Source organism: Aquamicrobium soli, assembly GCF_042646345.1.
GTDB lineage: Bacteria > Pseudomonadota > Alphaproteobacteria > Rhizobiales > Rhizobiaceae > Mesorhizobium > Mesorhizobium soli_A.
Map to the genome: position 1 here is coordinate 93,904 of NZ_JBHRTK010000002.1, position 26,518 is coordinate 120,421.

General features: G+C 63.6%; 27 protein-coding genes and 1 tRNA gene. 17 read left to right on the plus strand and 11 right to left on the minus strand.

Annotation, left to right across the window (positions count from 1 at the left end; translation table 11 throughout):
* Positions 1-116 precede the first annotated feature (116 nt).
* Complete coding sequence (locus ACFOHJ_RS02665) at positions 117-482, minus strand: PRC-barrel domain-containing protein (RefSeq protein WP_378218248.1); 366 nt, start codon at positions 480-482, stop codon at positions 117-119.
* A gap of 194 nt (positions 483-676) precedes the next feature.
* Here ACFOHJ_RS02665 and ACFOHJ_RS02670 point away from each other — a divergent pair, with 194 nt between their 5' ends.
* Entirely contained in the window at positions 677-1,231 is a 555-nt protein-coding gene (locus tag ACFOHJ_RS02670; RefSeq protein WP_378218250.1) for a hypothetical protein, read from the plus strand.
* 36 nt (positions 1,232-1,267) lie between these two features.
* Here ACFOHJ_RS02670 and ACFOHJ_RS02675 read toward each other — a convergent pair whose 3' ends face one another.
* Both ACFOHJ_RS02675 and ACFOHJ_RS02680 read right to left on the minus strand, forming a co-directional pair.
* Positions 1,268-1,711: a PPC domain-containing DNA-binding protein gene (locus ACFOHJ_RS02675; protein ID WP_378218252.1), complete on the minus strand. Its 444-nt coding sequence runs from the start codon at positions 1,709-1,711 to the stop codon at positions 1,268-1,270.
* Positions 1,712-1,750: 39 nt separating this feature from the next.
* Complete coding sequence (locus ACFOHJ_RS02680) at positions 1,751-2,122, minus strand: hypothetical protein (RefSeq protein ID WP_378218254.1); 372 nt, start codon at positions 2,120-2,122, stop codon at positions 1,751-1,753.
* Between the two features lie 211 nt (positions 2,123-2,333).
* On the opposite strand from ACFOHJ_RS02680, the gene ACFOHJ_RS02685 reads away from it, so the two are divergent.
* The 3 genes from ACFOHJ_RS02685 (at position 2,334) to ACFOHJ_RS02695 (ending at position 4,339) form a co-directional block, all read left to right on the plus strand.
* Entirely contained in the window at positions 2,334-2,507 is a 174-nt protein-coding gene (locus tag ACFOHJ_RS02685) for a hypothetical protein (protein WP_378218256.1), read from the plus strand.
* 11 nt (positions 2,508-2,518) lie between these two features.
* Entirely contained in the window at positions 2,519-3,589 is a 1,071-nt protein-coding gene (locus tag ACFOHJ_RS02690; RefSeq protein WP_378218403.1) for a DNA topoisomerase IB, read from the plus strand.
* Positions 3,590-3,706: 117 nt separating this feature from the next.
* On the plus strand, positions 3,707-4,339 hold the full coding sequence (locus ACFOHJ_RS02695) for a hypothetical protein (RefSeq protein ID WP_378218258.1): 633 nt from the start codon (positions 3,707-3,709) through the stop codon (positions 4,337-4,339).
* Between the two features lie 36 nt (positions 4,340-4,375).
* Here ACFOHJ_RS02695 and ACFOHJ_RS02700 read toward each other — a convergent pair whose 3' ends face one another.
* Positions 4,376-5,581, minus strand: a complete 1,206-nt coding sequence (locus ACFOHJ_RS02700) for an NADH-quinone oxidoreductase subunit D (RefSeq protein ID WP_378218261.1) — start codon at positions 5,579-5,581, stop codon at positions 4,376-4,378.
* A 419-nt stretch (positions 5,582-6,000) separates the two neighbouring features.
* On the opposite strand from ACFOHJ_RS02700, the gene ACFOHJ_RS02705 reads away from it, so the two are divergent.
* The gene (locus ACFOHJ_RS02705; protein WP_378218263.1) at positions 6,001-7,917 is read left to right on the plus strand and encodes a L,D-transpeptidase family protein; all 1,917 of its coding nucleotides are present in this window, start codon (positions 6,001-6,003) and stop codon (positions 7,915-7,917) included.
* 30 nt (positions 7,918-7,947) lie between these two features.
* On the opposite strand, the gene ACFOHJ_RS02710 is transcribed toward ACFOHJ_RS02705, so the two are convergent.
* The 4 genes from ACFOHJ_RS02710 to ACFOHJ_RS02725 all read right to left on the minus strand — a co-directional run bounded on the left by ACFOHJ_RS02710 (position 7,948) and on the right by ACFOHJ_RS02725 (position 10,541).
* On the minus strand, positions 7,948-8,418 hold the full coding sequence (locus ACFOHJ_RS02710) for a hypothetical protein (protein ID WP_378218265.1): 471 nt from the start codon (positions 8,416-8,418) through the stop codon (positions 7,948-7,950).
* 507 nt (positions 8,419-8,925) lie between these two features.
* Positions 8,926-9,450, minus strand: a complete 525-nt coding sequence (locus ACFOHJ_RS02715; protein ID WP_378218267.1) for a hypothetical protein — start codon at positions 9,448-9,450, stop codon at positions 8,926-8,928.
* A gap of 242 nt (positions 9,451-9,692) precedes the next feature.
* Positions 9,693-9,767: transfer RNA gene (locus ACFOHJ_RS02720), tRNA-Val, on the minus strand.
* A 75-nt stretch (positions 9,768-9,842) separates the two neighbouring features.
* A complete protein-coding gene (locus ACFOHJ_RS02725; protein ID WP_378218269.1) occupies positions 9,843-10,541 on the minus strand; it encodes a phosphoglycolate phosphatase in 699 nt (232 codons plus the stop codon).
* A 162-nt stretch (positions 10,542-10,703) separates the two neighbouring features.
* On the opposite strand from ACFOHJ_RS02725, the gene rpiA reads away from it, so the two are divergent.
* The 3 genes from rpiA to gor all read left to right on the plus strand — a co-directional run bounded on the left by rpiA (position 10,704) and on the right by gor (position 13,484).
* Positions 10,704-11,405, plus strand: a complete 702-nt coding sequence (gene rpiA, locus ACFOHJ_RS02730; RefSeq protein WP_378218271.1) for a ribose-5-phosphate isomerase RpiA — start codon at positions 10,704-10,706, stop codon at positions 11,403-11,405.
* Positions 11,406-11,423: 18 nt separating this feature from the next.
* Positions 11,424-11,984: a DUF2059 domain-containing protein gene (locus ACFOHJ_RS02735; RefSeq protein WP_378218273.1), complete on the plus strand. Its 561-nt coding sequence runs from the start codon at positions 11,424-11,426 to the stop codon at positions 11,982-11,984.
* Positions 11,985-12,092: 108 nt separating this feature from the next.
* Positions 12,093-13,484: a glutathione-disulfide reductase gene (gor, locus tag ACFOHJ_RS02740; RefSeq protein WP_378218275.1), complete on the plus strand. Its 1,392-nt coding sequence runs from the start codon at positions 12,093-12,095 to the stop codon at positions 13,482-13,484.
* A 19-nt stretch (positions 13,485-13,503) separates the two neighbouring features.
* Here the strand turns inward: gor and mgtE are convergent, their stop codons facing one another.
* The gene (mgtE, locus tag ACFOHJ_RS02745; protein ID WP_378218277.1) at positions 13,504-14,862 is read right to left on the minus strand and encodes a magnesium transporter; all 1,359 of its coding nucleotides are present in this window, start codon (positions 14,860-14,862) and stop codon (positions 13,504-13,506) included.
* Between the two features lie 395 nt (positions 14,863-15,257).
* Here mgtE and ACFOHJ_RS02750 point away from each other — a divergent pair, with 395 nt between their 5' ends.
* Positions 15,258-15,716 (plus strand): MarR family winged helix-turn-helix transcriptional regulator, encoded by a 459-nt coding sequence (locus ACFOHJ_RS02750; RefSeq protein ID WP_378218279.1) that lies wholly within the window; start codon positions 15,258-15,260, stop codon positions 15,714-15,716.
* Positions 15,717-15,743: 27 nt separating this feature from the next.
* Here ACFOHJ_RS02750 and ACFOHJ_RS02755 read toward each other — a convergent pair whose 3' ends face one another.
* A complete protein-coding gene (locus tag ACFOHJ_RS02755) occupies positions 15,744-17,630 on the minus strand; it encodes an ABC transporter ATP-binding protein/permease (RefSeq protein WP_378218281.1) in 1,887 nt (628 codons plus the stop codon).
* Between the two features lie 572 nt (positions 17,631-18,202).
* On the opposite strand from ACFOHJ_RS02755, the gene ACFOHJ_RS02760 reads away from it, so the two are divergent.
* The gene (locus ACFOHJ_RS02760; RefSeq protein WP_378218282.1) at positions 18,203-19,576 is read left to right on the plus strand and encodes a class II 3-deoxy-7-phosphoheptulonate synthase; all 1,374 of its coding nucleotides are present in this window, start codon (positions 18,203-18,205) and stop codon (positions 19,574-19,576) included.
* 74 nt (positions 19,577-19,650) lie between these two features.
* On the opposite strand, the gene ACFOHJ_RS02765 is transcribed toward ACFOHJ_RS02760, so the two are convergent.
* Positions 19,651-20,691, minus strand: coding sequence for a diguanylate cyclase domain-containing protein (locus ACFOHJ_RS02765; protein WP_378218284.1), 1,041 nt, complete (start codon positions 20,689-20,691; stop codon positions 19,651-19,653).
* Positions 20,692-21,017: 326 nt separating this feature from the next.
* Between ACFOHJ_RS02765 and ACFOHJ_RS02770 the strand changes: the two genes are divergently transcribed.
* From ACFOHJ_RS02770 to waaA, 7 genes are all read left to right on the plus strand, one after another.
* Positions 21,018-21,437: a GFA family protein gene (locus ACFOHJ_RS02770; protein WP_378218286.1), complete on the plus strand. Its 420-nt coding sequence runs from the start codon at positions 21,018-21,020 to the stop codon at positions 21,435-21,437.
* Positions 21,438-21,518: 81 nt separating this feature from the next.
* Positions 21,519-21,878: a diacylglycerol kinase gene (locus ACFOHJ_RS02775; protein WP_378218288.1), complete on the plus strand. Its 360-nt coding sequence runs from the start codon at positions 21,519-21,521 to the stop codon at positions 21,876-21,878.
* A gap of 85 nt (positions 21,879-21,963) precedes the next feature.
* The gene (locus ACFOHJ_RS02780; RefSeq protein ID WP_378218289.1) at positions 21,964-23,307 is read left to right on the plus strand and encodes a TldD/PmbA family protein; all 1,344 of its coding nucleotides are present in this window, start codon (positions 21,964-21,966) and stop codon (positions 23,305-23,307) included.
* Positions 23,294-24,100, plus strand: a complete 807-nt coding sequence (locus ACFOHJ_RS02785) for a 3'(2'),5'-bisphosphate nucleotidase CysQ (RefSeq protein ID WP_378218291.1) — start codon at positions 23,294-23,296, stop codon at positions 24,098-24,100. Before ACFOHJ_RS02780 ends, ACFOHJ_RS02785 begins: the two co-directional genes overlap by 14 nt.
* A gap of 69 nt (positions 24,101-24,169) precedes the next feature.
* Positions 24,170-24,415 carry a DUF4170 domain-containing protein gene (locus tag ACFOHJ_RS02790; protein ID WP_378218293.1) on the plus strand — a complete coding sequence of 82 codons (246 nt, stop codon included), beginning with the start codon at positions 24,170-24,172 and terminating at the stop codon, positions 24,413-24,415.
* Between the two features lie 2 nt (positions 24,416-24,417).
* Positions 24,418-25,203 (plus strand): lysophospholipid acyltransferase family protein, encoded by a 786-nt coding sequence (locus ACFOHJ_RS02795; RefSeq protein ID WP_378218295.1) that lies wholly within the window; start codon positions 24,418-24,420, stop codon positions 25,201-25,203.
* Positions 25,200-26,516, plus strand: coding sequence for a lipid IV(A) 3-deoxy-D-manno-octulosonic acid transferase (waaA, locus tag ACFOHJ_RS02800; RefSeq protein WP_378218297.1), 1,317 nt, complete (start codon positions 25,200-25,202; stop codon positions 26,514-26,516). Before ACFOHJ_RS02795 ends, waaA begins: the two co-directional genes overlap by 4 nt.
* The last annotated feature ends 2 nt before the right edge of the window (positions 26,517-26,518 follow it).

Genomic DNA, 26,518 nt, shown 5'->3' on the forward strand with positions numbered 1-26,518 from the left:
TGCGGTTCGCGAACGGAGGGCGACGGCAGCTTCCTGCGGTGGACGCTGCCTGCCGATCGGGCGCTTGGGACGGCAGGCAGCGCCAATTCGCGATTATCGTCGCAGGTTCCAGTTTGCTACTGCCAGTAGGGATCCGCCTTGTAATAGTCGTACGAGGCGTTGCGCACCTTCATGCCGTCGTCTTCCGTCAGCTCGTTGACCGAATAGGACGGCGCCGCCCTCAGTTCCTCCTTGCTGTACGGCACGACATAGCCCCGTTTGTCCGTGTCGTAGTCCAGCGAAGCCCACGGAATCGCGTGGTATTTTTCGCCGATTCCAAGGAAGCCTCCGAATCCGACCACGGCGAACATGATGCCGTTCGAGGTCTTCTCCAGCATGACATCCTGGATTTCGCCGATGTGTTCGCCGGCGGTGTTGTAAACGTCCGTGCCGATGACGCGGCTGGCGGGAATGGCATCGGTATGGCCTGTTGCGGTAGGCATCTTTGATCTCCTTTCTGAAAGGGTGACGCCAAGGTAATCGTGGCGCCCAACCTTGGTTCCCCATTTTTTGCGGACCGAGCAGGGCAGGGGGCCGTGCCTGCCGTAATTCAGCTGGCTGCGCTCGCAGTCCCGCTCTTTGCTGCCCTGACGGGAACACATCGGGTGCACAGGGGTTAGAGTCCGAGAGAGTTGAGATGATTGTACTCGCACCTGTTCCAGACCCGCCGCGTCCGGCACCGGAGATTCCCGATCCGGAGCCGACGCAACCGCCTGTTCCGCCCGATCTTCCCCAGCCCGCCGAGCCGCCCGGCGTTCCCCCTCCGGCGCCTAATCCCGTTCCCGGACCGCAACCAGGCGAAGTGCCGCCACAGGTGCCGCCCGAACTGCCGGCTGTCGACAGGTTTTCCCGGCCGGGCGTGCCCAGGCTTTCTTTCGTCGTAGCGCTCGTGATGGCCTGCATCGCGGGAAGTGCTTCGGCGATTGCCCAGGCCACCGACAAGACGCCGGATCAGAGCCCGGCTTCCCCGTGCCAGGCCCAGCCCAACGAACAGACCGGGAAAGACAAGGACAAAGCCGCCGATCGGGAGAACGGGGAAAACAAGACGCTGTCGGGCAAGCTGGACCGCTGCAACGGTGTTCTCGTTCCACCCAAGACCGGAGACAAGCAGATCGAAGAGCCTGCACCCGATGTCGGACCCACGCCTGTCATTCCTCCGGAAGCCGTGCCGAAACAACAGACGCCGAAGTAAAGCGCGCCCGATTTTCTCGATCCGGACGCGCTTCTGTCAGTCGCCAAGGTCGATAAGGGCGATGCCGAGGTTCTTGCGCAAGCGGCGCCGAAGATGGGCCGGTGTTTCGCGTATGACGACTTCCAGCGTCGGGTGCACGGTCCCGTTCAGGAAATGCCCTCCCTTCGTCGCGCCGTCTTGCAGTCCGAGCACGGCATGGAGGTGGGGGCTGGATCGGCCGTCGTCACCGGCGGCCACGTCGCCGATCAGGCTAAGGACCTCGCATTGTTCGGCGATGGGAATTTCGCGGTAGGTTTTCGACTGGAAATCGAACCATCCCACCTTGGCGCTGGCGAAAGCACCGATCGCGGTGATGGAGGCGGCCGAAATGCGCTGGCTCGTGCAGAATTTCTGGATCGCGCCGAAAGCCTCCTCGCCTTCGTCGAGGACGAGCACGAAGGTTCGTTCCGCTGCATTTTCTCCGAGAATCCTGGATTCCATATCGCGATCCTTCTCTGGCCGCCGGCGGCAGCCGGCCATCTATTCAGGTTCGTAGCGAATGCCTGCTCCACCGAGGTCGTGGCGCATGGCCTTTTCCTCCTCGTCGTCGGGCAGCGCCTCATCGCTCACCTGGTCGGGATTGTCGTCGTTTTCTTCCGGCAGGTCGCCGGACGCCTCGTCCGGTCCGCCTTCGGTCTCAGCCGCGCCCGGAGGCAGGACGGGCGCTTCGCCGGCATCCCCCTCGGTCGCCGGATCCGGCTGGACCTGGCTTCGTTGGGCTTCCGACGTGCCGGCCTCATATTCCTGAACCGCCTTGTCCCAGCACGCCTGTTCGCGTTCGGGGCGGCGGCCTTCGGCGGTCCAGAGCTCGTCTGCTCGCTGTGCGATCCATTCTTCCTTGGCGGTGCGCATCTCCTGCCTCCCACTTGCCGGGCGTCATAACGACCAACCAAGGCAGGAGCCGATGGTTCCGCTTTATTTCGGCCGGCGTCGAAGGTTCCACGGGCCGGAGGCGGCAACGCTTGGAGGAACCAACCTTCCGGCTTGCCGTTTCCTCGTCGGTTGACCTGCCGCGCGCAAAGTCCTCGACGACGGTCAGGTTGAAGCAATTCGGGAGAGCACCATGGCCAAAAGCAAAGAGCATCTTCCCACGCCCGGCGGCGACAATCCGAATGTGAGGTTCCTGACCGAAAATACCGATCTGTCGCCGAAGCAGGCCCGCGAGCTCATTGAAGAATACGGCAACGACCGGAAAAAGCTCCTGGAACTCGCACGCAACATGAAGGCCGAAAGCTAGCAACCCCGGAGCTGACGTTGCTGGACGAAGGCAACTCCACGGCGTTTCCGACGCCCCGACAATCAGCGCGAGAGGCCTCGCTCACTTATGTCAGCGACGAACAGCCCGGCATTCGCCGGAAACGGCATTCGGGCAGATTCTCCTATTTGACGCCCGGCGGGAAAACGCTGCGCGACGCTGCCGCGATGGAGCGTATCCGTGGACTTGCCATCCCGCCGGCGTGGTCGGATGTCTGGATTTCGCCCGACCCCGACGGCCATCTGCAGGCTACCGGCCGCGACCAGCGCGGCCGCAAGCAATATCTCTATCATCCGCAATGGTACGCCTGCCGCGACGAGATGAAGTTCTCCAGCCTGGTCGAATTCGCCGAGGCGCTGCCTCTTTTGCGCCGGCGAATCGACGCGGACCTGCGTCGCCGCAAACTGTCGATCGAGCGGGTCCTGGCATCGGTGATCTGGCTTCTCGACAACACCATGATCCGGGTCGGCAACGCCGCCTATGCGCGCGACAACCGGAGCTTCGGCCTCACCACCCTGCGCGACCGGCACGTGGAAATTCGAGGATCGACGCTCCGTTTCGCGTTCAAGGGCAAGGCGGGAAAGGAATGGCGCCTGAAGCTGACGGACAGGCGCATCGCCAAGGTCGTGCGGGGTGCGCAGGACCTGCCGGGCCAGCAACTGTTCCAGTATCTGGATGACCAGGGAGAACGCCACGGCATCAGTTCTCACGACGTCAATTCGTATATCCAGGAGACGACGGGAGCGGAGTTCACGTCCAAGCATTTTCGCACCTGGGCTGGTACCGTGCGCGCCTTCGTGCTTCTGGCCGACGAGGAGCCGCCGGCATCGAAAGCGGCGGCGAGGCGCATCCTGAACCGGGTTGTCGATACGGTCGCCGGCCATCTCGGCAACACCCGCTCCGTCTGCCGCAAATGCTATATCCACCCGGGCGTCATCGACCATTGGGAGCGGGGCGTGCTTGATGCCGATATTCGCTCCCTGCGCCCCGGGCGTCTCAGGGCCAACGGCCAGCTGGACGGAACCGAGCTGATCGTTCTCAGATGGCTGCGGAAATTCGGTTGAGGATTTGGGGCCCGCTGGCCGGGAGCCTGCCTCAATGTATAGGAACCAACGAAGCGGCCGTAACGTTCCGTTGCAACGGTGGCTACTCCACGATCAAGAGGAGGTTCCACGAATGCCATGCACGAATGGCTGGTCAGCAACGCTGCCTTGATCTCCGCCTGCGCCAGCATCGGCATGCTGGTGATCTGGTCCATGTATCTGCACATCTTCTGGCGCAGCCATCAGCGACGGCGCAAACCAAAGCTCATCATCAACTGGGGCGAGGGCCGTGCCTTGTCCGCGCGCTGCTTCATCACCAACATGAGCGAAGGGGCGGTCTTCATCCAAAGCGTCGTGGTGGACCTGGAAGCTTCTTCCGGCCACTACCGCACCTTCATTTCCGACGCCGAGGACCTGAGGAATTCCGCGCGGCCTTCCGACTGGAAGCATATGACGCGCCAGGGACCGCTAGGTCCCGGAAAACTCATCGATATGGGCAGCTTCGAAAGTATCCTCGACTATGCGGTTCGCGAAGCGACCGGCGAACGGACCTTCGCCGGCTCAACGGTAGGGCGCGCCATCCACCAGTTCGAGATCACGATCATCGGCATGTATGGCTCGGAGGACATGATGATCGGCGCGTCCCGCCGGTTCGCGATCGAGCATGTCGGGGGCAAGGCATGCCTGCGATCGGTGACTGTGGAGACGCATCAGATAACGTCCGCCCGCGAACGGCGACGGCTGGCGCGCGAACTTGCGCAGCAGCTATAAGGCGCACGGGGTGCCGGGCTACGCCGCACGTCGACCTTATCGGTCGATCTCGCCGAAGACGATATCGAGCGTGCCGATGATCGCCGCCACATCGGCGAGCATGTGGCCCCGGCACAGATAGTCCATCGCCTGCAGGTGGGCGAAGGAGGGGGCGCGTATCTTGCATCTGTAGGGCGTGTTGGTTCCGTCCGAGACGAGATAAACGCCGAATTCTCCCTTGGGCGCTTCGACCGCCGCGTAGACCTCTCCGGCCGGCACGCGGTGGCCCTCGGTGTAGAGCTTGAAGTGATGGATCAGCGCTTCCATCGATCGCTTCATGGTGGCGCGTCTCGGCGGCGTGATCTTGTTGCTCGGCGCCGCCACCGGTCCGCTCGCCTCCGGGGCAGCCAGCTTGTCGATACATTGGCGCATGATGCGCACCGACTGGCGCATCTCTTCCATGCGGACGAGGTAGCGGTCGTAGCAGTCGCCGTTCTTGCCGACCGGGATATCGAAATCCATCTCGGAATAGCATTCGTAGGGTTGCGACTTGCGAAGGTCCCAGGCCGCGCCCGAACCGCGCACCATGACGCCGGAAAAGCCCCATGCCCAGGCGTCGGCTTCCGAAATGACCCCAATGCCGACATTGCGCTGCTTGAAGATGCGGTTGGGCGTCAGCAATTCGTCCAGATCGTCCAGCGCCTTCAGGAAGGGGGTAGTCCATTTTCCGATATCGTCGATGAGTTGCTGCGGAAGGTCCTGATGGACGCCGCCAATGCGGAAATAGTTGGCGTGCATGCGCGCCCCCGACGCCCGCTCGTAGAAAACCATGAGCTTTTCACGCTCGGCAAAGCCCCATAGCGGCGGCGTCAGTGCGCCCACGTCCATCGCCTGCGTGGTGACGTTGAGCAGATGGGAAAGCAGCCGCCCGATCTCGCAGTACAACACCCTGATCAACTGGCCGCGCCGGGGTACCGGCAACCCGAGCAGTTTCTCGGCCGCCAGGCAGAAGGCGTGTTCCTGGTTCATCGGCGCGACGTAGTCCAGCCGGTCGAAATAGGGCAGGGCCTGCAGGTAGGTCTTCTTCTCGATGAGTTTTTCCGTGCCGCGGTGCAGTAGGCCGATGTGCGGATCGACGCGCTCCACCACTTCGCCGTCCAGTTCGAGAACGAGGCGCAACACGCCATGTGCGGCAGGATGCTGCGGGCCGAAGTTGATCGTGAAATTGCGAACCTGTGCTTCAGGCAACAGGGCCTCCTGCATTCTGCCGAGGCATGTTTCGGTCAGGCTGTCTAGGTGTCGCGCCCGACCGGAAAGGGGAACGACGGGCGTAACGATACGCACGGCGTCGCTTCACGCTGTGCAGGCACAACCCGTTCAGCCGTGGCAGGTTCCGAATTTTTGCCTGTGACGACGATCACGGCGCTTGCGTGCGCCGGACCTGGCCCGGTTGAAGCCGGCGAGTCACGCGCATGTGAAGCCGTTTGGCAACAAATCCAACAGAATTTATGAAAGCTTAACGGAATCGGTGTGAATCGAGAGAGGTGCGTCGTACATGCGATGCACGGTGACTGGCGTGGCGCGTGTGCCGCGAAGGAAACCGGCTGGAGCAGCGGGTTACGTTCTTGAATGTCCGTCGCGCCGGCCAGCAGCAGTCCAGCCTCTAGCGGAGCAGACAAGTCATGATCTCGTTCAGGAAAAGAACCGTCATGGTGCCGCTTTCGGTGGCAGCGCTGCTGGCGCTCGGCCTGCCGCAGGCCAGTGCCCAGGGCCTGTTCGACGTCCTGTTCGGCGGCGTCCCCAGAAACGGCCAGAAGCTGAAGGGGGAATTTCCGCCTCCGCCCCAGGCGAAGAAAAAAGCCCCGGCGCCGATTACCAGGATTTCCAGCCCGACCTACAACAAATACAAGGCCGATTCGCTGGTGTCGGTAGATTTCAAGGCGCTGGCCGGCGCCAGCCAGGCGGCCCCGGCGCCAACCGACTCGCCGGCGGCGCAGAACGCCGCATTCCAGCCGGCCGAAGAAAAGACCGACACGGCGCCCGAAAATGATGCGTTTCGCCAGGCGCTTGACGGCCTTGCCGACTACGAGCTGCTGGCCGAGCGCGACATCGCCAAGGCCCTGACGACCTATTACGTCGCCCATCCCTCGTTCCTGTGGGTGAGCGATGCTGCAGTGAACGCCAACGCCTCGGAGGCGCTCAAGGTTCTCGGCGAGGCCGGCACGTACGGGCTCAACCCGCTGGACTACACGGTAGACGTTCCCCCGGCGGAAGTCGTGGGCGTCGACGCCACCGAGCGGCAGAAGCAGCTCATCCGTTTCGAGATGGCGCTTTCGGCGCGGGTGCTGCGCTATGTCCGCGATGCGCAGAACGGGCGGATCGACCCCAACCGCATCTCGGCCTACTACGACTTTCCAGCCAAGCCGCTCGACCTGCAGGGCGTCCTGAACACGCTCGCGCACACCCATGAGGTGCGCACCTACCTTGAATCGCGCCACCCGCAGAACCCCGAATACCAGGCGCTGCGCGTCGAGCTTGAAGCGCTGGAGGCCAGCGCCGAAAACGAGATCGTCGTCGATCCGAAACTGCTCCTGAAGCCGGGCGAGACGAGTACCGAACTGCCGAAACTGTTGACGCTGATCGGGCGCGACCTCGCGGACGAGGCGGGTGGGGACTACAGCGAGGTGTTGCTCAAGTTCGGCGCCAGCGACACCTATGTGCCGGAACTGGTCCCTGTCATCGAGGCGGCGCAGAAGAAGGCCGGGCTGAAGCCGGATGGCGTCGTCGGGCCGCGGACGGTTGCCGCGCTTGCCGGCAATTCGAAGGCCGACAGGCTGGCCAAGGTCCAGTATGCGCTGGAGGAATTGCGCTGGCTGCCTTCGGACCTCGGCAGCACCCGCGTCTTCATCAACCAGCCGGCCTTTACCGCCAGCTATATCGAAGGGGGCGAGGAAAAGTTGAAGACGCGCGCCGTCATCGGCAGGGTCACCAACCAGACGAGTTTCTTCTACGACGAGATCGAGCAGGTCGACTATAACCCCTACTGGGGCGTGCCGCAGTCGATCATCGTCAACGAGATGCTGCCGCGGCTGCGCAGCGACCCCGGTTATCTCGACCGGTCCGGCTACGAGGTGACCAACGCGCAGGGCAAGCGCGTGCCGTCCTCCGCCATCGACTGGAGCCAGTACGGATCGAAGGTGCCGTTCAGCGTGCGCCAGGCGCCCAGCGAGGCCAATGCGCTCGGTGAACTGAAGATCCTGTTCCCGAACAAGCATGCCATCTACATGCACGACACGCCGCAGAAGTCATTTTTCCAGCGCGACAACCGCGCGCTCAGCCATGGCTGCGTGCGGTTGCAGGATCCGCGCGGCATGGCCGCCGCCGTCCTCGGCACCTCGGTCGATTACGTCGCCGACAAGCTGAAGAAGGGGCACTCGAGCGAGAAGGTCACGCGCAAGATTCCGGTCTATGTGGCCTATTTCACCGCGTGGCCGGACAAGTCCGGCAAGATCGAGTATTTTGCGGATGTCTACGACCGCGACGCGAGGCTCAAGGAAGCGATCGCGGCCACCGAATCCGTGCGCCTGCCGGCAACGTGACGGCCGGCGTCGACGGTGCCGCCCGATGGATCAGATATCGGTGCAGAGCGGGAGATACCGGCTGGCGTAGCTGAAATCCATCGTCTTCAGGGAACTCGTCAGGCCGCCGCTGTCGGCAATCCACTGGCGTACCCAGGACGGATAGTTTTGCATCATGAAGCGGGTGGCTTCTGAAACGGTTGCCGCGGAATTCGCGGACGGTCGATGAAACCGGAAATAAGCGCCGCGCTCCAGGCATAAGCTGCTTTTTGGCAATCCGAGATAGATCGTACAGGCGGAATCGCAACGCCCGGCAAATCGAACGTGAGTTTCGCTGCGCTTGAGTTGCGCCGCGCGCATCGCATAACCAACCACATAGCCACCGCTATCGTCGCGGATGACGACTTCTGCCCTCGGGCTCGCTCCGTCTTTAGAGGCTATATCTTTGGCGTTGGCAGCGGAAACGGCAGCCAGGACCAGAAGCGCCGGTGCGAGTAGGGCTGCTGCCCTGGTAAACCTCATGGTCGTCCGCCGGTCGTCATAGCAGTTCAGTCGATGCTCCTGTGCGGAAACGAAGGTTCAGATGGCCAGGCCGATAAGAATTAGAAGATTCTAAAATTCTTCCCCATCTACATTAAATTTCGGTTAAGCGACCCGCCCTGGCTCGGGCGCTACCCGCAGAAATATCGGCTGGCCTCTAACCTGGACTATGCCGATCAAATTGTCGCGACTGCCGCGTGTAGCAGAAAATTTGACCAAATCTCTTCATTACATCGGTTAATGCAGTGTTAACGATAAGCATCGTTGGCATTTATGCATGGTGGGCTCTTATCTATTGAGAAAAAGGGTGGCTATGATGTCCCTCTGACGAATGTAATGAAGGCAATGCAAGTAACCACGTTTTCCGCAGCTCTTACGCTTGGCTACGGCATTGTCATCCCAAATAACGCGATGTCTGCAGTGGGAAAGCCGGAGCATAGTCGAGCGGAACTCACGAGAACCTGCGCTTCGATATTGGAGTCCGGGTCTTCATCGGCGCTGGCCCGGTTCCAGAAACAGTTTCCTCATGCAGATACGCTGTGCAATGCGACGGCTTCGACCTCTCTTGCAAGTAACCAGGACCCCGGCGGTAACAATAACGGGGCCGGCGGGCACCACGGGAGTGGCGCCGGCAATACTGGCGGCGGTGCCGGCGGCGGGACTACTGGCGGCGGCGGTACAGGCGGTGGAACCACCGGAGGCAACGGCGGTAGTGGTAGCGGTACAGGCGGCGGTGGCAACAGGGGCGGGGGTACCGGTGGTAGCGGCGGCAATGGCGGCAGCGGCGGTGGCGTAACGGGTGACGGCGGCAACGGTGGGGGCGCCACGGGCGGCGGTGGCGGAGATACCGGCGGTGCCGGCAACAACGGCAACCACCACGGCCAGGCGGGTGACGGACCCGGTAACGGGAACGGCAACAATGGCAATACCGGCAATGGTGGCGGGGACAACGGCGGCAGCGGCCCCGGTAGCGGAAACGGTGGAATCGACAACGGGAATGGCGGCACCAGCCATGGTGGCGGCCACAAGTAGCGGTCCGAGCTAACCAGTAAGGACGCTTCGCCCTGATGTCGTCATGCTAAATCCCGGGAGCCCGGCTGCTCGGTCGGGCTCCTTCATAGGCCGCCTGTGTCCCATAGTGGCCGCAGTGATTCCGTATTTCGCCGACAGTTGCATGCGCGGAGGATTACGCGCGGAGGCTGCCGCTCTGCGTGTTCCAGAGGCCGTAAAAGCTGTCCTGCCGATTTATGAGCGGATGGTGGGCGATGCAGGGATTGAACCTGCGACCCCACCCGTGTGAAGGGTGTGCTCTCCCGCTGAGCTAATCGCCCGCTCGTTGCCCGAAGGCCAAGCGCGCCGCGATATAAGGGAGGCGCGCCATCGAAGTCAACTACCGTCCGAAATGTTCAGGCCACTGCCGCCCGTCCATGTGCGGCCGCAATGAGCTGTTCGGCGAGATCCACGGTCAGTTCGTCGAAATGCGAGATGATTTTCGTGGGTTCGAACTCGCGCACATGGCGGTCGGTGTAGCCGAAGTCGTCGGCGACGACCGGGATGCCGGCGGCCTTCGCGGTATCGATGTCGGTCTGCGAATCGCCGACCATCACCGCGCGCTCCGGGTCGCCGCCGGCCAGCGCGATCGTCTCGGTCAGGTGGCGCGGGTCCGGCTTGCGGAAGGCGAACGTGTCCTGGCCGGTGATGGCGGCGAAATATTTGTCCAGCCCGAGCGCAGTCAGCAGAGCCTTGGCCGGCACCTCGTGCTTGTTGGTGCACACCGCCAGCAGGTAGCCGGCCTCTTTGAAGCGATCGAGGGCGGCGACGACGCCGGGATAGGGGCGCGATTTGCCCGGAATGTTGATGTTGTAGTGGTCGATGAACAGGTCAAACAGCCGATCATGCTCGTCGAGGGGCAGTTCCACCTCGTGTTCGCGGTAGGCGCGCTCGATCATGATGCGGCCACCGTGCCCGACGAAGCGCTTGAAGCCGGCGCTGTCGACGGCCGGGATGGGGCCGGTCGCCAGGCTGTGGTTGAGGCTTTCCAGCAGATCCGGCGCGGTATCGATCAGCGTACCGTCCAGGTCGAAAACAATGATCGGGCGCGTCATGGTTCATCCTGTCCTTATTCTTCAAGGCGAGGCGATAGCCGCTGGGGCCGTTTCAGGCAAGTCGAAGCACGGATCGGGCAGGGCGGGCCTTTGATCCGTGTGGCAAAAATGCTAGGAGCCGACACCGTTTAGGATTCCGGGTGGTTTGGGGCACGTGAAGGCATGGATGCTGCGCAACTGAAAATCGAGGCCGCACGTGTCGCGCTCACGCATGTGAGCGACGGCATGAAGCTCGGCATCGGCACCGGCTCGACCGCCGAGGCCTTCGTGCGGCTGCTGGCCGAGCGGGTCGCGGGCGGCCTTTCCGTCATCGGGGTGCCGACCTCGGAGAGAACCGCGGCGCTGTGCCGGGAACTGGGCGTTCCCTTGTCAACGCTCGAAGAGACGCCCGAGCTCGATCTTACCATCGACGGCGCCGACGAGATCGATCCCGAACTCAGCCTCATCAAGGGCGGCGGCGGGGCGCTGCTGCGCGAAAAGATCGTGGCGGCGGCTTCCGAGCGCATGATCGTCATCGCCGACCGCTCCAAGGTGGTCGACGTGCTGGGCAAGTTCCCGCTGCCGATCGAGGTCAACCGCTTCGGCCTGCGCGCGACCGAGATCGCGATCCGTGTGGGCGCTGCCGAACTGGGGCTTTCCGGACCTCTCACATTGAGGATGACGGGCGACCAGCCTTTTGTTACAGACAATGGGCATTTTATCCTCGATGCATCTTTTGGCCGCATTCCGGATACAAGAGCGCTTTCGAATGTTCTCCACGCCATTCCGGGGGTGGTCGAGCACGGTCTTTTCATCGGACTGGCATCGGCCGCCGTTATCGCCAGCGACGGCGGTGCCGAAATAATCCATGCCGTTGTTCGATAACAGGGAGCTTTACCGACTATGATGCTGCATAAACCGGCCCGCCGCCTTTTCGCCGTCGTCGCGGCTTCGGCCGTGCTTGCCCTCTCGTCGCCGGCTTTTTCCCAGGAAGTTTCCGAAACACACCTGCAGGCCGCGCGCGACGCCATTGCCGCCATCCATGCGACCGATTCGTTCGACGGCATCCTGCCGAGCGCCGCGGGCGCGCTGGAACAGCAGCTGATCCAGAAGAACCCCGACCTGCAGGCGCTGATCACCAGCACCGTAAGTGAGAAGGCGCTGGCGCTGGCCGCGCGCCGCTCCGACCTCGAGAAGGAAGCCGCCCTTGCCTATGCGAAGGTGTTTTCCGAAGAGGACCTCAAGGCGATCGCCGCGTTCTACGCATCCGACGCCGGCAAGAAGCTGCTGAAGGACGGCCCCAAGGTCAGCGGCGAACTGGTGAAGGCCGCCGACATCTGGCAGAACGGCATCGCCCGCGACCTCGCCCAGCAGGTCGGCGAAGCGCTGCAGAAGGCGGTGGGCAGCACGGCGCCTGCCGCGCCGGCGCCGGAGGCCGCCCCGGCCGAAAACAGCGGCAATTGATGTAGCGGCTTCGCGAACCGACAACCAAAGCCCGGGCAACCGGGCTTTTCTTTTTCCCGGCTACGACATACCTGTGAGGTCCAGTTCCGGATAACTCAGGAGACCGTCATGGCCGGGTATGACTACGACCTTTTCGTTATCGGCGGCGGCTCCGGTGGGGTAAGGGCGGCGCGCGTGGCGGCCGCCCTCGGCAAGCGTGTCGGGATCGCCGAGGAATATCGGTATGGCGGCACCTGCGTCATCCGCGGCTGCGTGCCCAAGAAGCTGTTCGTCTATGCCTCGCAGTTCGCCGAGCATTTCGAGGACGCCGCCGGCTATGGCTGGACGGTTCCGCCGGCAAGCTTCGACTGGAAGACGCTGGTTGCCAACAAGGACCGCGAGATCGCGCGGCTGGAAGGGCTCTACAAAAAGAACATCCAGGGTGCGGGCGGCGAGACCTTCCAGTCGCGCGCAGTCCTGGTGGACCGGCACACGGTGCGGCTGGAAGCCGAGGGTCGAACCGTGACCGCCGATCAGATTCTCATCGCCACGGGCGGGCGGCCCGCGGCGCATCCCTCCCTGTCCGGTCATGAACTGTGCGTGACCTCGAACGAGATGTTCCATCTCGAAGAACTGCCGAAGGCCATCGTGATCGAGGGCGCCGGCTATATCGCCATCGAGTTCGCCAATATCCTGCACGGGCTCGGCGTCGAAACCACGGTCGTCTATCGCGGAATGGAAATCCTCAGCCGCTTCGACATGGATCTCCGCCGCGGCCTTCACGAGGCGATGGAAGCCAAGGGCATTCGCATCCTGTGCCAGACGCTGATCGAAGTGGTCAGCAAGCGGAGCGACGGCCAACTCGATGTGCTGACGAACGACGGCAAGAAGCTGGTCGCGGGGCAGGTGCTGCTGTCGCTGGGGCGTGTCCCCAACACGGAAAACTTCGGCCTCGAGGCGGCGGGCGTGAAGCTGGACAAGCTCGGCGCCGTGGAGGTCGATGCCTATTCGCGCACCAGTGTCAACAATATCTGGGCGGTGGGCGACGTAACCAACCGCGTGCAACTGACGCCGGTGGCGATCCACGAGGCGATGTGCTTCGTCGAGACCGCGTTCAAGGACAATCCGACCGCGCCCGACCACGACACCATCGCCACGGCTGTGTTCTCGCAGCCCGAAATCGGCACCGTCGGGCTTTCCGAGGACGAGGCGGGCAAGCGCTTCGCCGAACTGGAGATATACCGGGCTTCGTTCCGGCCGATGCGCCACACCTTGTCCGGCAGGCGCGAGAAGATGCTGATGAAACTGGTGGTGGACGCCGCCACGCGCAAGGTGCTCGGCGCGCACATATTGGGGCCCGATGCCGGCGAGATGGCGCAACTTCTCGCCATCCCGATCAAGGCCGGCCTGGACAAGGACGCGTTCGACCGCACCATGGCCGTTCATCCGACGGCGGCGGAAGAACTCGTCACCATGTACAAGCCGAGCTACCGGGTGAAGAAGGGCGAGCGGATCGACTGACCCGTCCGCCCTTGCCTGCTTAGAGCAGTGTTCCGCGCAGGATCACCAGCGCGACCGAAAAGTAGATTGCAAGTCCGGTGACATCGACCAGCGTGGCGACGAACGGCGCCGACGCGCTGGCCGGGTCGAAGCCCAGCCGCTTCAGGATGAAGGGCAGCATGGAACCGGTCAGCGATCCGAACGTGACGATGCCGATCAGCGCGACGCCGACGGTCGCGGCGATCAGGTACCAGTGCGAGCCATAGTCGTAAAAGCCCAGGTGTTGCCACAGCGTGATGCGGGCGACGCCGACCAGGCCCAGCATGGTACCGAGTACCAGCCCGCTCGGCAATTCGCGCAGCGCCACCCGCCACCAGTCGGACAGCGAGATTTCGCGCAGCGCCAGGGCGCGGATGACGAGCGACGTCGCCTGCGAGCCGGAATTGCCGCCGGAACTCATGATCAGCGGAATGAACAGCGTCAGCACGATGGCCTTCTCGAGTTCCACCTCGTAGTGCTGCATGACGCTTGCCGTCAGCATCTCGCTGAGGAACAGCGCGCAGAGCCAGCCGCCGCGCTTGCTGATCATGGGCAGGAAGCGCATCTTCATGTAGGGCTCGTCCAGCGCTTCCATGCCGCCGAAACGGTGCACGTCCTCGGTGGTTTCCTCGATCATCGTGTCGATGATGTCGTCCACGGTGACGATGCCGAGTATCTGGTCGCCTTCCACGACAGGTACGGCCAGAAGGTCGTATTTGGTGATCAGTTGCGCCACCTTCTCGACGTCCATCAGCGGTGAGGCGGTGACCGGCTGCCTGTCGGGTGCGATCGACACGATCTTGTCGTCGGGTGCGCCGGTGATGAGGCGGCGCAAGCCAATGGCGCGAAGCAGCGCATGGGTCGTCGGCTCGACGATATAGATCGCATAGACGGTTTCGCGCGTGCGCTCGACCTTGCGGATGTGCTCGAGCGTCCGGGCCACCGTCCAGTCCGAGGGGACGCTGACATATTCCGTGGTCATGATGGAGCCGGCGCTGCCCTCGGGGTATCCCAGGATATTCAGCAGCGTATGGCGCAGCATCGGATCGAGCGCGCCGAGCATGGCGCCGCGCTCGTCGTCCGGGAACTCGCGGATGATGTCGGCGGCGCGGTCGACCGACATCGCCGAGAGAAGGCGGGTCGCCTGGTCACGCGGCAGCATGCCCATGATCTCGGCGGCGTCGTCGAAATCGGGCTGGTCGAAGACGTCGACCGTCTGCTCGAACGGCAGTTCGTTCAGGGCGGCAATGGCAGCGTCGCGTGGCTGGTCGTTCAGCGCCTCGACGATGTCGGCGACGTGATCGTGGGCGGCGATGCGGACGGCAACGTCGCCGTCGTCAACGGGCGAAAATTCGTTCATGGCTCACTCCTTGCCGTCCAGCAGGATGCGAGCCCTTCAGGTCACATCGAGACGGACGGCACTTCTATTCGACTGTGACTGTCGCCAGGCATGGCGTTGTGACCTTTCCGCTCGCCATTGAGATCGTGCGAGCCGGCTGCAACATAGGCCGGCGGCGCCTTCTGTCAACCGCGAACCCGGGCTCGGAGCATCGGCGACGTGGAGCGTCGCGATACTGTGATCGAAGCCTGCGGTTCCGGCCGTCGAAGACGGCTTCGGCGCCGGCGAATTCACCTTGTCTGGTTGAATAGGGGCGGGCATGCGAGGTTACCGCTTGAGGTGGCCACCTATTTTTGTATGGTCCGCGCGATGAAAAAACGGCGCATAGTGTTGTCGGAGAAAAGGTAATCGTGGAAATGACCAGAAAGCCGACGCCGGAGGTAACGCCGGCCGACTATCAGGCATTGTCGGACTTCCGCTATCTGCTGCGCTGTTTCCTGGAATTCAGCGAAAAGGCCGCGCGCGAGGCCGGCATCCAGCCGCGCCAGCATCAGGCGCTGCTGGCGATCAAGGCCTTCGAGCAACCGGTGACGATCGGCATCCTGGCCGAGCGCCTGCGCATTCGCCACCATAGCGCGGTGGAACTGGTCGATCGCCTCGTCGAGGCCGGCCTGGTCGTGCGCGTGCAGGACACGAACGACAACCGCAAGGTCATCCTGCATCTGACCGCGCGTGCCGAGGCCTATCTGAAGGAACTGTCGGCCGTGCATCTGGATGAACTCTCGCGCATCGAGCCGGTGCTGACGCGCATCCTGACGCACGGCAAGGGGCGGTATTCGAGGGCGGAGGGCCGACGCCACGATCCTGCGGCGTGAGAGGCGGCCACCGGCCGGCGAAGCGGCTTACTTCTGGCGGATGCGGATGCGGGGCAGGCGCTTCCAGCGGTCCTCGAAATTCTCCGGATGGGCGAGAATGGTCGTGAGTTCGGCCGGCAGCACCGGAGCGAGCGCCGTCTTGACCGCGACGCCGTCGGCGATGGCCAGGACGCTGTCGTAGAAGTTGGTCCCGTCGGCCGCCTTCGGCGGCACGGCTTCGTGCATGATGCTGATGACGGTGACGTCGCGGCAATTGTCCTTGATGGCCTGGTGGAACGCGATCTTGCCGTCCGGGTCGAGCGCACCGGTCGCCTCGTCCAGGAAAAGCAGGCCGGGCTGCTGCAGGAGGATGCGCGCCACCACGAGCTTCTGCTTCTGCCCGCCGGATAGAAGCTGGTCCCAGCTTTTTCCCTTCTGGTTGTCGTCGGTCAGGTATTCGATGAAATCGCCGAGCCCGGCCTTGTGCAGCGAAGCCGCAACCTGCGTGTCGGAATAGTCGGCCGGGGCCTCGGGCAGGCAGACGAGTTCCTTCAGCGACAGCGGCGGCAGCTTGACCTCCTGCGCGGCGTAGAAGGTCTTCACCCCCTCCGGGAAAACGACGGTGCCGCGTCCATAAGCCCAGAGACCGTTGATCGCCTTGATGAGCGAGGTCTTGCCGCAACCGGATTCGCCCTTGATGAACGTCCACTCGCCGCGTTTGAAGCGCAGGCGCTCGGCCGACAGGAACGGGGCGGCGTCCTGCCCGTGGTGGGTAAGCTCCAGCCCTTGGATACTGAGGCCGAAGACCGGATTCTGGAGCCCGTAGTGGAAATCGGAATGCCCGCTGCGCTGGTAGAAGGCGCGCGGTTCCTGCACGGTCTCGATGGCTTCGGCGAGGTCGATGACACGCCGGCTGTTGGCACGCAGCGAGGCGATGGCCGGCATCACATGGATGAACCAGGAGCACTGGGTGATGAGCGCGTTCACCAGTTCGGCCCCGGTTATGTACCCTTTGAGGTCGACGCGGTTGGTGATGAAGGGCACCAGGCCCGGCCCGTAGGCGACGATGCGCGCGCCGACGAAATTGTAGATGCGCTCGAACGAGCCGTAGCCGGCGTTGACGACATTCATGCGCGCCCAGGTTCGGTCGATATCGACATAGAGGCGCTCATGCATCGCTTTCTGCGCCGCCTCGCCGCGGGAGGCCGCGACATGGAAGCTGCGGCGAAGGAAGGTCGTCAACTCCCCGCGATAGCTGCCTTCCGCCGTCTGCATGCGGATGGACAGCCGCTCCAGCAGGCCGCCCAGCCGGATGGCGATGTAGGTGTTGAGCGGAACGTAGATGGCGACCGCGGCCAGAGCCAGCACGGCGCTGCCGTACTCTCCGAACATCTCCAGGCCATGAACTTCCGTCGACATCGACAGCAGCTTCTGGCCGACGAAGAAAAGGGAACTCGCCACCGCCATGATGCCCATGGCCAGGCCGATCGCACCGCCGGTCATGCCCTTGATGGATTCCTGGATGCGCTGGTCGATGTTGTCCGGCGCCTGCACGTCGCCGCCGTTCTGCGCATGGAAATGGGTGTGGTTCTGGTCGAGCAGCGCCTCGTTGAAGCGGCTGTCGAGCCAGCTGCGCCATTTGCGGTGCAGCGTCGCGGAAATGTAGGTCTTGGTGCCGGTAATGCCGGCATCCTTGATGATCACCAGCAGGACCAGCATTCCGGCGCTCGTCAGCAGGGAACGCAGCGGCGTGGTGTTGGCGGCGTCGTGATAGAAGGCGATCGAGTTGATCAGTTCTCCCGACATCTCGGCGAACCACACGCCGGTCTTGCTCGAAAGCGCGGTGAGCAAAGCGATGATGATCGTCAGGCTCCAGGCTTCCTTCCAGTGGTCCGAGAACCAGTAGGCCCGGATCAGTCCCCAGAAGCTTCGCATCGAGGACACTGGCGTGTGGAGCGGCTCCGTCGCGCTTCCACGGTACCATCGTTTCTGTATTGAAGGTCGCGGTCGGTCGTCGCGAATCACTGTCCGTCCAGTTCGGTCTTGCTTTGTTACAGATGGTAACAGCAATTGATCATTTTCAATGAATTTAGTTTCCAACTTCCGAACGAGAGGCGCCCGACGTGGCTTGGCGGCAACAGGGAAAACCGCGACATCCAGTTAGACGATACATATTGTCTTGTAGTTTCAAATGGTTGCTGAGATTCGTTAGTGGTCTTCGAGACCGAGCGAAAGAGGCGGCCGCAGGGCCGGGCGCAGGCGCTTGTCGGAGAATCCGGGCCGGTTCGCGTTTCATGAAGCGCTTTTACGCCGGCTTTCATGACAGAAACGCGACACAAATGCGGCGGTGGTAACAAAGCGTGATCGTGATTCGCGGGGCGATTCGCGTCGTCGCCACGCGCACAAATCCGGTCTAGAATAGCGGCAGGGCATCGTGTAAGGGAGCCGGCATGCCTATATAGCAGCGTCGCGGGTAATTTTGCCCGCCGGAAAGTGTTGGTGTTACAATGACGAAGTGGTCGCCTAATTCGTGGAGAGCAATGCCTATTCAGCAGGTTCCGGCTTATCCGGACGTGGATCTGCTGAATGCCACGGAGGCCCAACTCGCTACCTTTCCGCCGCTGGTTTTTGCAGGCGAGGCGCGCAAGCTGAAAAAGCAGCTTGCGGCTGTCGCTGCCGGTGACGCTTTTCTTCTGCAGGGCGGCGATTGCGCCGAGAGCTTCGCCGAGCATGGCGCGGACAACATCCGCGACTTCTTCCGCGTATTCCTGCAGATGTCGGTGGTGCTGACCTTCGCTGGTTCGCAGCCGGTCGTGAAAGTCGGCCGCGTCGCCGGGCAGTTCGCCAAGCCGCGCTCGGCCGACAACGAGACGAAGGGCGGGGAGACGTTGCCGAGCTACCGCGGCGACATCATCAACGGCATCGACTTCGACGCGAAGTCGCGCATTCCCGATCCGCAGCGCCAGGTCATGGCCTACCGGCAGTCGGCGGCGACGCTCAACCTTCTGCGCGCCTTCGCTCAGGGCGGCTATGCCAGCTTGGAGAACGTGCACAAGTGGATGCTCGGCTTCGTCTCCGACAGCCCGCAGGGTGAAAAGTACCAGTCTCTGGCCAACCGCATCACCGAGACGATGGACTTCATGAAGGCCGTCGGCATCACCTCGGAAACGAACCATGCGCTGCGCGAGACGGATTTCTATACCAGCCACGAGGCGCTGCTTCTGGGGTACGAGCAGGCGCTGACCCGCGTCGATTCGACCTCCGGCGACTGGTACGCGACGTCCGGCCACATGATCTGGATCGGCGATCGCACGCGCCAGCCCGACCACGCGCATATCGAGTACTGCCGTGGCATCAAGAACCCGCTCGGCCTGAAATGCGGCCCGTCGCTGACGGCGGACGGGTTGCTGGAACTGATCGACCTGCTCAATCCGGAGAACGAGCCGGGCCGGTTGACGCTGATCGCCCGTTTCGGCGCCGACAAGGTCGGCGATCATCTACCGGCGCTGGTGCGGGCGGTGAGAAAGGCCGGGCGCAGCGTCGTGTGGTCGTGCGATCCCATGCATGGCAACACGATCACGGCGGCCGGCTACAAGACGCGGCCCTTCGATCGCATCCTGAAGGAGGTGCAGACCTTCTTCGAGGTGCACCGCGCCGAGGGCACGCACCCGGGCGGCATCCACATCGAGATGACCGGCAAGAACGTCACCGAATGCACGGGCGGCGCGCGCGCCATCACGGCAGAGGACCTGCACGATCGCTACCACACGCATTGCGATCCGCGCCTCAACGCGGACCAGGCGATCGAGCTGGCGTTCCTGGTTTCCGATCTTCTGCGCAAGAACCAGCCCGTCCTGCACAAGCAGGCCGTCAACGGCTGAGGTTTCGCACATCGCGAACGAAAAAAGCGCCGGTCCGTCCGGCGCTTTTTTTATGCGGCGTGTGCTGAAGACGCTTATTCGGTCTTGTACAGGAGCCAGTTCTTGGCCGAACGGCCGGTCATCGACGAATGGCGGGTGACGCGGTTGCGGCCGGTCATCTTGGATCGGTAGAGCGCCTGGTCGGCCTTGGTGTAGAGGTCTTCGGGGCTTTCGGCCTCGGATGCCATACACATGCCCATGGAAACGGTGACGACACCGCAGCTCGTTCCGGCGGGGCCGCTGGAAAACGGCGTCTGCTCGATCAGGATACGGATACGGTCGGCGATCTCGTAGGTCGCGTCCTCGCTCACGCCCTCGACGATCAGCGCGAACTCCTCGCCGCCGGTGCGGGCGACGAAGATGTCGCTGCGGACACCGCTTTGCAGCAGGGCGGCTATGCCCTGGATGATCTTGTCGCCTGCCGGATGCCCGAACTGGTCGTTGATACTCTTGAAGCGATCTATGTCGGCCAGGATCAGCGCGTTGAACAGGATGCCCTTGTTGCTGTTGTAGATCCGCGCGATTTCCTTGTCGAAGGCGCGCCGGTTCCAGATCTGGGTGAGCGGGTCCGTATCGGCCAGGCGCTTGTACTCTTCCAGCTTGGTCTTGACGCTGTCGAGCTCCGCTGTCTTTTCGCTGAGCGTGCTCGCCACCTGCTTGCCGTGGTCGATGGTCGATGTCGTGGCGGCGGAGATGGCGCTGACGATCTTTTGCAGCAGGTCGCCGGAAACCAGATTGCGATTGCTCAGCCCGATCGAGGTCTCGTCGAGAATCCGGCCATATTTTTCGATGTGGCTGTGCTCGCTGCGAAGCAGCGTGGCTATGTCTTCCAGTTCCCTGGCGACCACGTCGCGCGCCTGCTCCACGATCCGGTGGCCATGGCTCTGCGCAAAGAAGCGCTGGCTGATCTGGTCGAGTTCTTCCTGGGTCGGGTGCTTGCCCAGCGAAACCACGGCCAACTGCAGTTCCGTGTTGGCCCCGGTCAGGGCCTCGTAGAAGACTTCGTAGTTGCGCGGCATGCCGAGGACGCCCAACTTGCGCATGGTAGCGACGACGGCTGCGGCGATATCGGTCATTCGTTCGCCCTGAGCCCGTGCCGCCTGCATGCCCGTACCTCTCCATGCTCGAAACGACAACGGGAGCGGTCTTGTGAACAGGCGAATATGATGAAGTGCGCCCCCAAATTGCGTCCCCCATGTACCGGATCATAGATGCGGCGTCGCTAAAGTTTCCTTAATGCACTGACTTGGCGCGTTTTTTCGCGTCAGGTCGCAGATGGCGATGCATTTTTGGCGCGCTGGCGCAAAGGGCGGGGCGAATGTCGTAACCGCTCTGGCGCTTGCGGCCCGAAGCTGGAATGGTTGGCGGCTTCCTTACCCGCTCCAAACTTGCGGAGGATTTCATGGCCACCACCCATATGGGATCATGCCTGTGCGGCGCGGTCCGCTTCCGGACGAAAGGCGCGCTGCGGGGCGTCGTCTATTGCCATTGTTCGCAATGCCGCAAGCAGACCGGCCACATCGTGGCCTCGACCAACTCGAAGGATGAGGACATCGTCATCGAGGGGCAGGACGCGATCCGCTGGTACGAAGCTTCCGACGTCGCCCGGCGCGGATTTTGCGGAACCTGTGGGTCGGTGCTGTTCTGGAAGCACAAGGAGCTCGACACGATCTCGATCATGGCCGGCTCTTTCGACCAGCCTTCCGGCCTCGCCGGCGAGGCGCATATCTTCGTCGCCGACAAGGGCGATTACTACGAGATCGAGGACGGTTTGCCGCAATTCCAGAAATCGACCCCGGCCATCAAGGTTGCGCAGGATTGAAAGACATCCGATAAGCGCTTCCTTTCGTGGACCAGGCAGGGCGGGCTATTCCCTTGCCGAAGCATCGAGAGTGACCCGGTTATGAAGCGGCTAGTCGACGCGTACCTCAATTCCGTTCGTGCCTTTCGCCGGCTGGCAGGCAGCGAGGCGGCGTTCAGGCAGGAACTGGCCCTGCTGGCTCTGGCCGTTCCGGTCGGCTGGTTCGTCGCGACCTCCTGGCAGGGCTATGCGCTGTTGATCGGCATCCTGCTTGTCCTGATCCTCGTGGAGGTACTGAACACGGGCATCGAGGCGACCTGCAACGCCGTCAGCCGTGAGTTCAACATCGAGATTCAGCTGGCCAAGGATTGCGGTTCGCTTGCGGTGCTGATCGCCATCGTCCTTGCCGCCGGCGTGTGGGCGATCGCCCTCATCGAGCGGATAGTCGAGGCTTTGGCCTGAGCGCGCCGCTTCTGCCATTGCACAAGCTTGGCGGGAACCATAGATGGGAGCGGTGGCAGACCACCATCAATCAGGAATCGCCCCGATGATCGACGCGCCGGAAGCTTCGAAATTGACGGATCGCGTCGCCGCGCTCGTCGAGGCGGCAAAGCGCGCCGGTGCGGATGCGGCGGACGCGGTCGCGGTGCGCGGCCGTTCGAGCGGCGTGTCGGTGCGTCTCGGCAAGATCGAGGCGACCGAGGCATCGGAGAGCGAGGACGTATCGCTTCGTGTCTTCGTCGGGCAGCGGGTCGCCAGCGTTTCGGCCACGGCCGCGTCCGATCCCGACGCGCTGGCCGAGCGCGCGGTCGCGATGGCCAGGGTATCGCCGCAGGATCCTTTCCAGGGACTGGCGGACGCCTCCCTGCTGGCGAAGGCGCCCGTCGATCTCGACCTGTTCGATGCCACGCAGGTGTCGGCCGAGCAACTCAAGGAGAGCGCTCTGGCGGCCGAGGAAGCCGCCCTCGCGGTCAAGGGCGTGACCAATTCCAGCGGCAGTTCCGCCGGTGCCGGGTTGGGCGGGCTGGTGCTTGCCACGTCGCATGGTTTCGTCGGCCAGTACGTCGCTTCGCGGTTTTCCCGCTCGACCAGCGTGATCGCGGGCGAGGGCACAGCCATGGAGCGCGATTACGATTTTTCCTCGCGCCAGCATTATGCCGACCTCGACGCGCCGGAGGCGATCGGTCGGCGGGCGGGCGAGCGCGCCGTGCGCCGCCTCGGTGCGCGCAAGGCAAAGACCGGCCCCGTCGACGTGGTGTTCGACCCCCGCGTCGCACGCGGCATCGCCAGCCATCTTGCCGGGGCGATCAATGGAGCATCCGTCGCCCGCAAGACCAGCTTCCTGCGCGACATGATGGGCAAGAAGGTCGCGGCCTCCGCCATTACCGTCACCGACGACCCGTTGCGCCGTCGCGGCCAGGCTTCCCGCCCCTTCGACGGCGAAGGCGTCGAAGGCAGGAGGCTGCTGATGGTCGAAAACGGCATCCTGAACCATTGGTTCTTGTCGACCTCAGCGGCGCGGGAACTCGGCCTCGCCACCAACGGGCGCGGCGCGCGCAGTGGTTCTTCCGTGTCGCCGTCCTCGACCAATCTCGCCATCGAACCAGGCGAAAAGACGCCGCAGGAACTGATCGGCGCGCTCAAGACCGGGTTCTACGTCACCGAGGTGTTCGGGCAGGGCGTCAATATGGTCACCGGCGAGTACAGTCGGGGAGCTTCCGGGTTCTGGATCGAGAACGGGGAATTGACCTATCCCGTCTCGGAGGTGACGATCGCGTCCAACCTGAAGACGATGTTCCTCAACATGGTCGCCGCCAGCGATCTCGACCGCGATTTCGGCACGGCGGCGCCGACCCTGCTGATTGAAGGCATGACCCTTGCCGGCAGTTGAAGATACCGCCCTGACCGACGCCGAACAGGACCTGACCCTGCTGCGCGAAGCCGCGCGCGAGGCCGGCGCCATCGCGATGCGCTATTTCGGCAGGAATCCCGAAGTCTGGATAAAAGAAGGGGCGTCGCCGGTCAGCGAGGCCGACTATGCGGCCGACGCCTTCCTGCGCAATACGCTGCTGGCCGCTCGCCCCCACTATGGCTGGCTTTCCGAGGAAACCGCCGACGACCCGGCGAGGCTGTCCGCGCGGCGGACCTTCGTCGTCGATCCGATCGACGGGACGCGCGGTTTCCTGCAGGGTCTCGATACATGGTGCGTCAGCGTCGCCGTGGTCGAAGGCGGCAAGCCGCTGGCCGGGGTGCTGGAATGTCCCGCCAGGAAGGAAACCTATACGGCGCTTCCGGGCAAGGGCGCTTTTCTCAACGGTCGCAGCATCCGGGTCAGGAGCGCGAGGCCGCGAATGGAGATCGCCGGGCCGAAAGCGATGATCGACCGTCTGCCCGCGGACTGGCAGGCGCAACTCATCCGCGCGCCTCACATTCCGTCATTGGCTTACCGGCTGGCCATGGTCGCCAGCGGCGTGCTCGACGGGACTTTCGTCAAGCCAGATGCGCATGACTGGGATATCGCGGCGGCCGACCTCATCCTGCGCGAGGCGGGGGGCGAACTGGTCACCCGCGACGGCCTCGGCCCCGCCTATGGCGGCGCCGTGATTCGTCATGGCGTGCTGGCCGCCGGCAGCGGCGACCTGTTCGCCGCGATGGCGGCAGTGATTGCGGATATCGACAGCTAACAGACGGTTTTCAAGTCGGCGGCTTTGGTCTAGACAAGCCGAAAATCTCACGAATTGTGAAGGATCGACATGGCTGGCGACAGCGAAAAGAAGCAGCTTCTGCACCTGGTTTTCGGCGGTGAGCTGAAAAAGGTCGGCGGAACCGAGTTTCGGGATCTTCATGAACTCGACATCGTCGGCATCTTTCCCGACTACCAGTCGGCGGAGGCTGCCTGGCGGGCCAAGGCCCAGGCCAGCGTGGATGACGCGCATATGCGCTATTTCGTCGTGCATCTGCATCGGCTGCTTGACCCGGACGGCAAGACCGACGCGTGACGATGGAGCAGGCTTCAAGCGAGCAGGTTCCGGCCCCCGCATCCAAGAAGAAGCGGGATCGGAAATCGAAGGCACTGTGGAAACGGATACGCCAGCCGTTGGCGAAGTCGCGCTTCGTCAAGGCTGCTCTGGCCAACCTTCTGGTGCTGGGGCTGCGCTTCGTGCGTATGACCAATCCGCTGGTCAAGGGATCGGTTAAGATACTGGGCGGGCCTTATGTGGACCGAGAACCGGTCATCGTCGCGCTCTGGCACGGGCAGCATCTGCTCGCCCCGGTCTTCTACCCCAAGGAGCGCCGCCTTGCCGCGATGGTGTCGCGCAGCGCGGATGCGGAGCTCAATGCCGACGTGCTTGCGAGGTTCGGTATCGAGATCGTCCGCGGCTCCGGCGGTCGCGAAGGTGCGCAGAACACCGACAAGGGCGGGGCGCGGGCGCTGATAGCCTTGAAAAAAGCGCTCGGTGCAGGCACCAACGTGTGCATGATCGCAGATATTCCCCATGGCACGCCTCGTGATTCGGGGCAGGGCATCATCCTTCTGGCGAAACTTTCCGGCCGCCCCATTCTCCCGGTCGCATTCACGACCAGCCGGCGCAAGGTTCTGGAAAAGAGCTGGGACAAGACCACCATCAACCTGCCTTTCGGCCGGGGATCGACGGTGGTCGGCGAACTCGTCGAGGTTCCGATGGACGCCGACGAGGACGAATTGGAGCGCAAGCGGCAGGAACTGACGAGGGCGCTGAACGCGGCGACGCGCGAGGCCTACCGCATGGTCGACGAGCGGCGATGAGCGAGCGCTGGGCCCGCACCGCGTTGATGCTGTACCGCTGCGCCGGTGCGGCGGCCTATCCTCTGGTGGGCTCCTACGTCGCCTGGCGCGTGGCCAAGGGCAAGGAAGACCGGAATCGCAGCCGCGAGCGCTATGGCTTTACCCGGCGCGAGCGTCCGGCAGGCCCGCTGATCTGGGTTCACGCGGCAAGTGTCGGCGAGACCATGGCCGTGGTGCCGCTGATCGAGAGCATTCTCGACTACGGCGTCAATATCGTGCTGACCACCGGAACGGTCACCTCCGCGAAGGTCGCGGAGGAGCGTCTCGGCCGGCGGATCATCCACCAATATGTCCCGCTCGACCTGAAGCCGGCGGTCAGCCGGTTCCTCGACCACTGGCATCCGGACCTTGCCATTATCGCCGAGTCCGAGATCTGGCCGATGACGATCCTGGAACTGGGGGCGCGCCGCATACCGCAGGTGCTGGTCAATGGCCGGCTTTCCGACCGTTCCTTCCGGTCGTGGAAGAAGCGTTCCAGCATCGCCGCCGCGCTGTTCGAGAATCTCGCCCATGTCATCGCCCAGTCGGAGGTCGACGGCGAGCGCTTCCGGGAACTCGGCGCGCGGCCGGTTTCGGTCTCGGGCAACCTCAAGGTCGATACCCCGCCGCCGCCCGCCAATGACGGCGCGCTTCATGTCCTGAAGCAGGAGATCGGCGCGCGCCCGACCTGGGCCGCCGTTTCGACGCATGACGGCGAGGAAACGGTCGCCGCCGAGGTTCACAGGACGCTGGTCTCCCGCCATCCGGGCCTGTTGACGATCATCGTGCCGCGCCATCCGGAACGGGCCGATGCGCTTGTCGAGCAGTTTTCCGGCATGGGCCTGAAGGTTGCGCGCCGCAGCGCCGGCGAGCCGGTCGAGCCCGACACCGCGATCCTGCTTGGCGATACGATCGGCGAAATGGGCCTTTACCTGCGGCTGACCGAGATCGCCTTCGTCGGCCGCTCGCTGATGTCGGAAGGCGGCCAGAACCCGCTCGAGCCGGCGATGCTCGACACGGCGGTGCTTTCCGGCCGCAACGTGCAGAATTTCCGGGATTCCTATCAGCGCCTGATCGACAAGGGCGGCGCCAAGCTGGTCCGCGACCCGGCGATGCTGGCCGGCGCCGTCAATTTCCTCTTGACCAACGAGCGCGCGCGCCATGCCATGATGGCAGCCGGGCTGGCGACGGTCGACGAGATGCGCGGCGCGCTCGGCCGCACGTTGAAGGCACTGGAGCCATTCATCCAGCCGCTGGTCCTCAAGGCGCGCCTGAAGGGCGCGAACGGGCGGTAGCG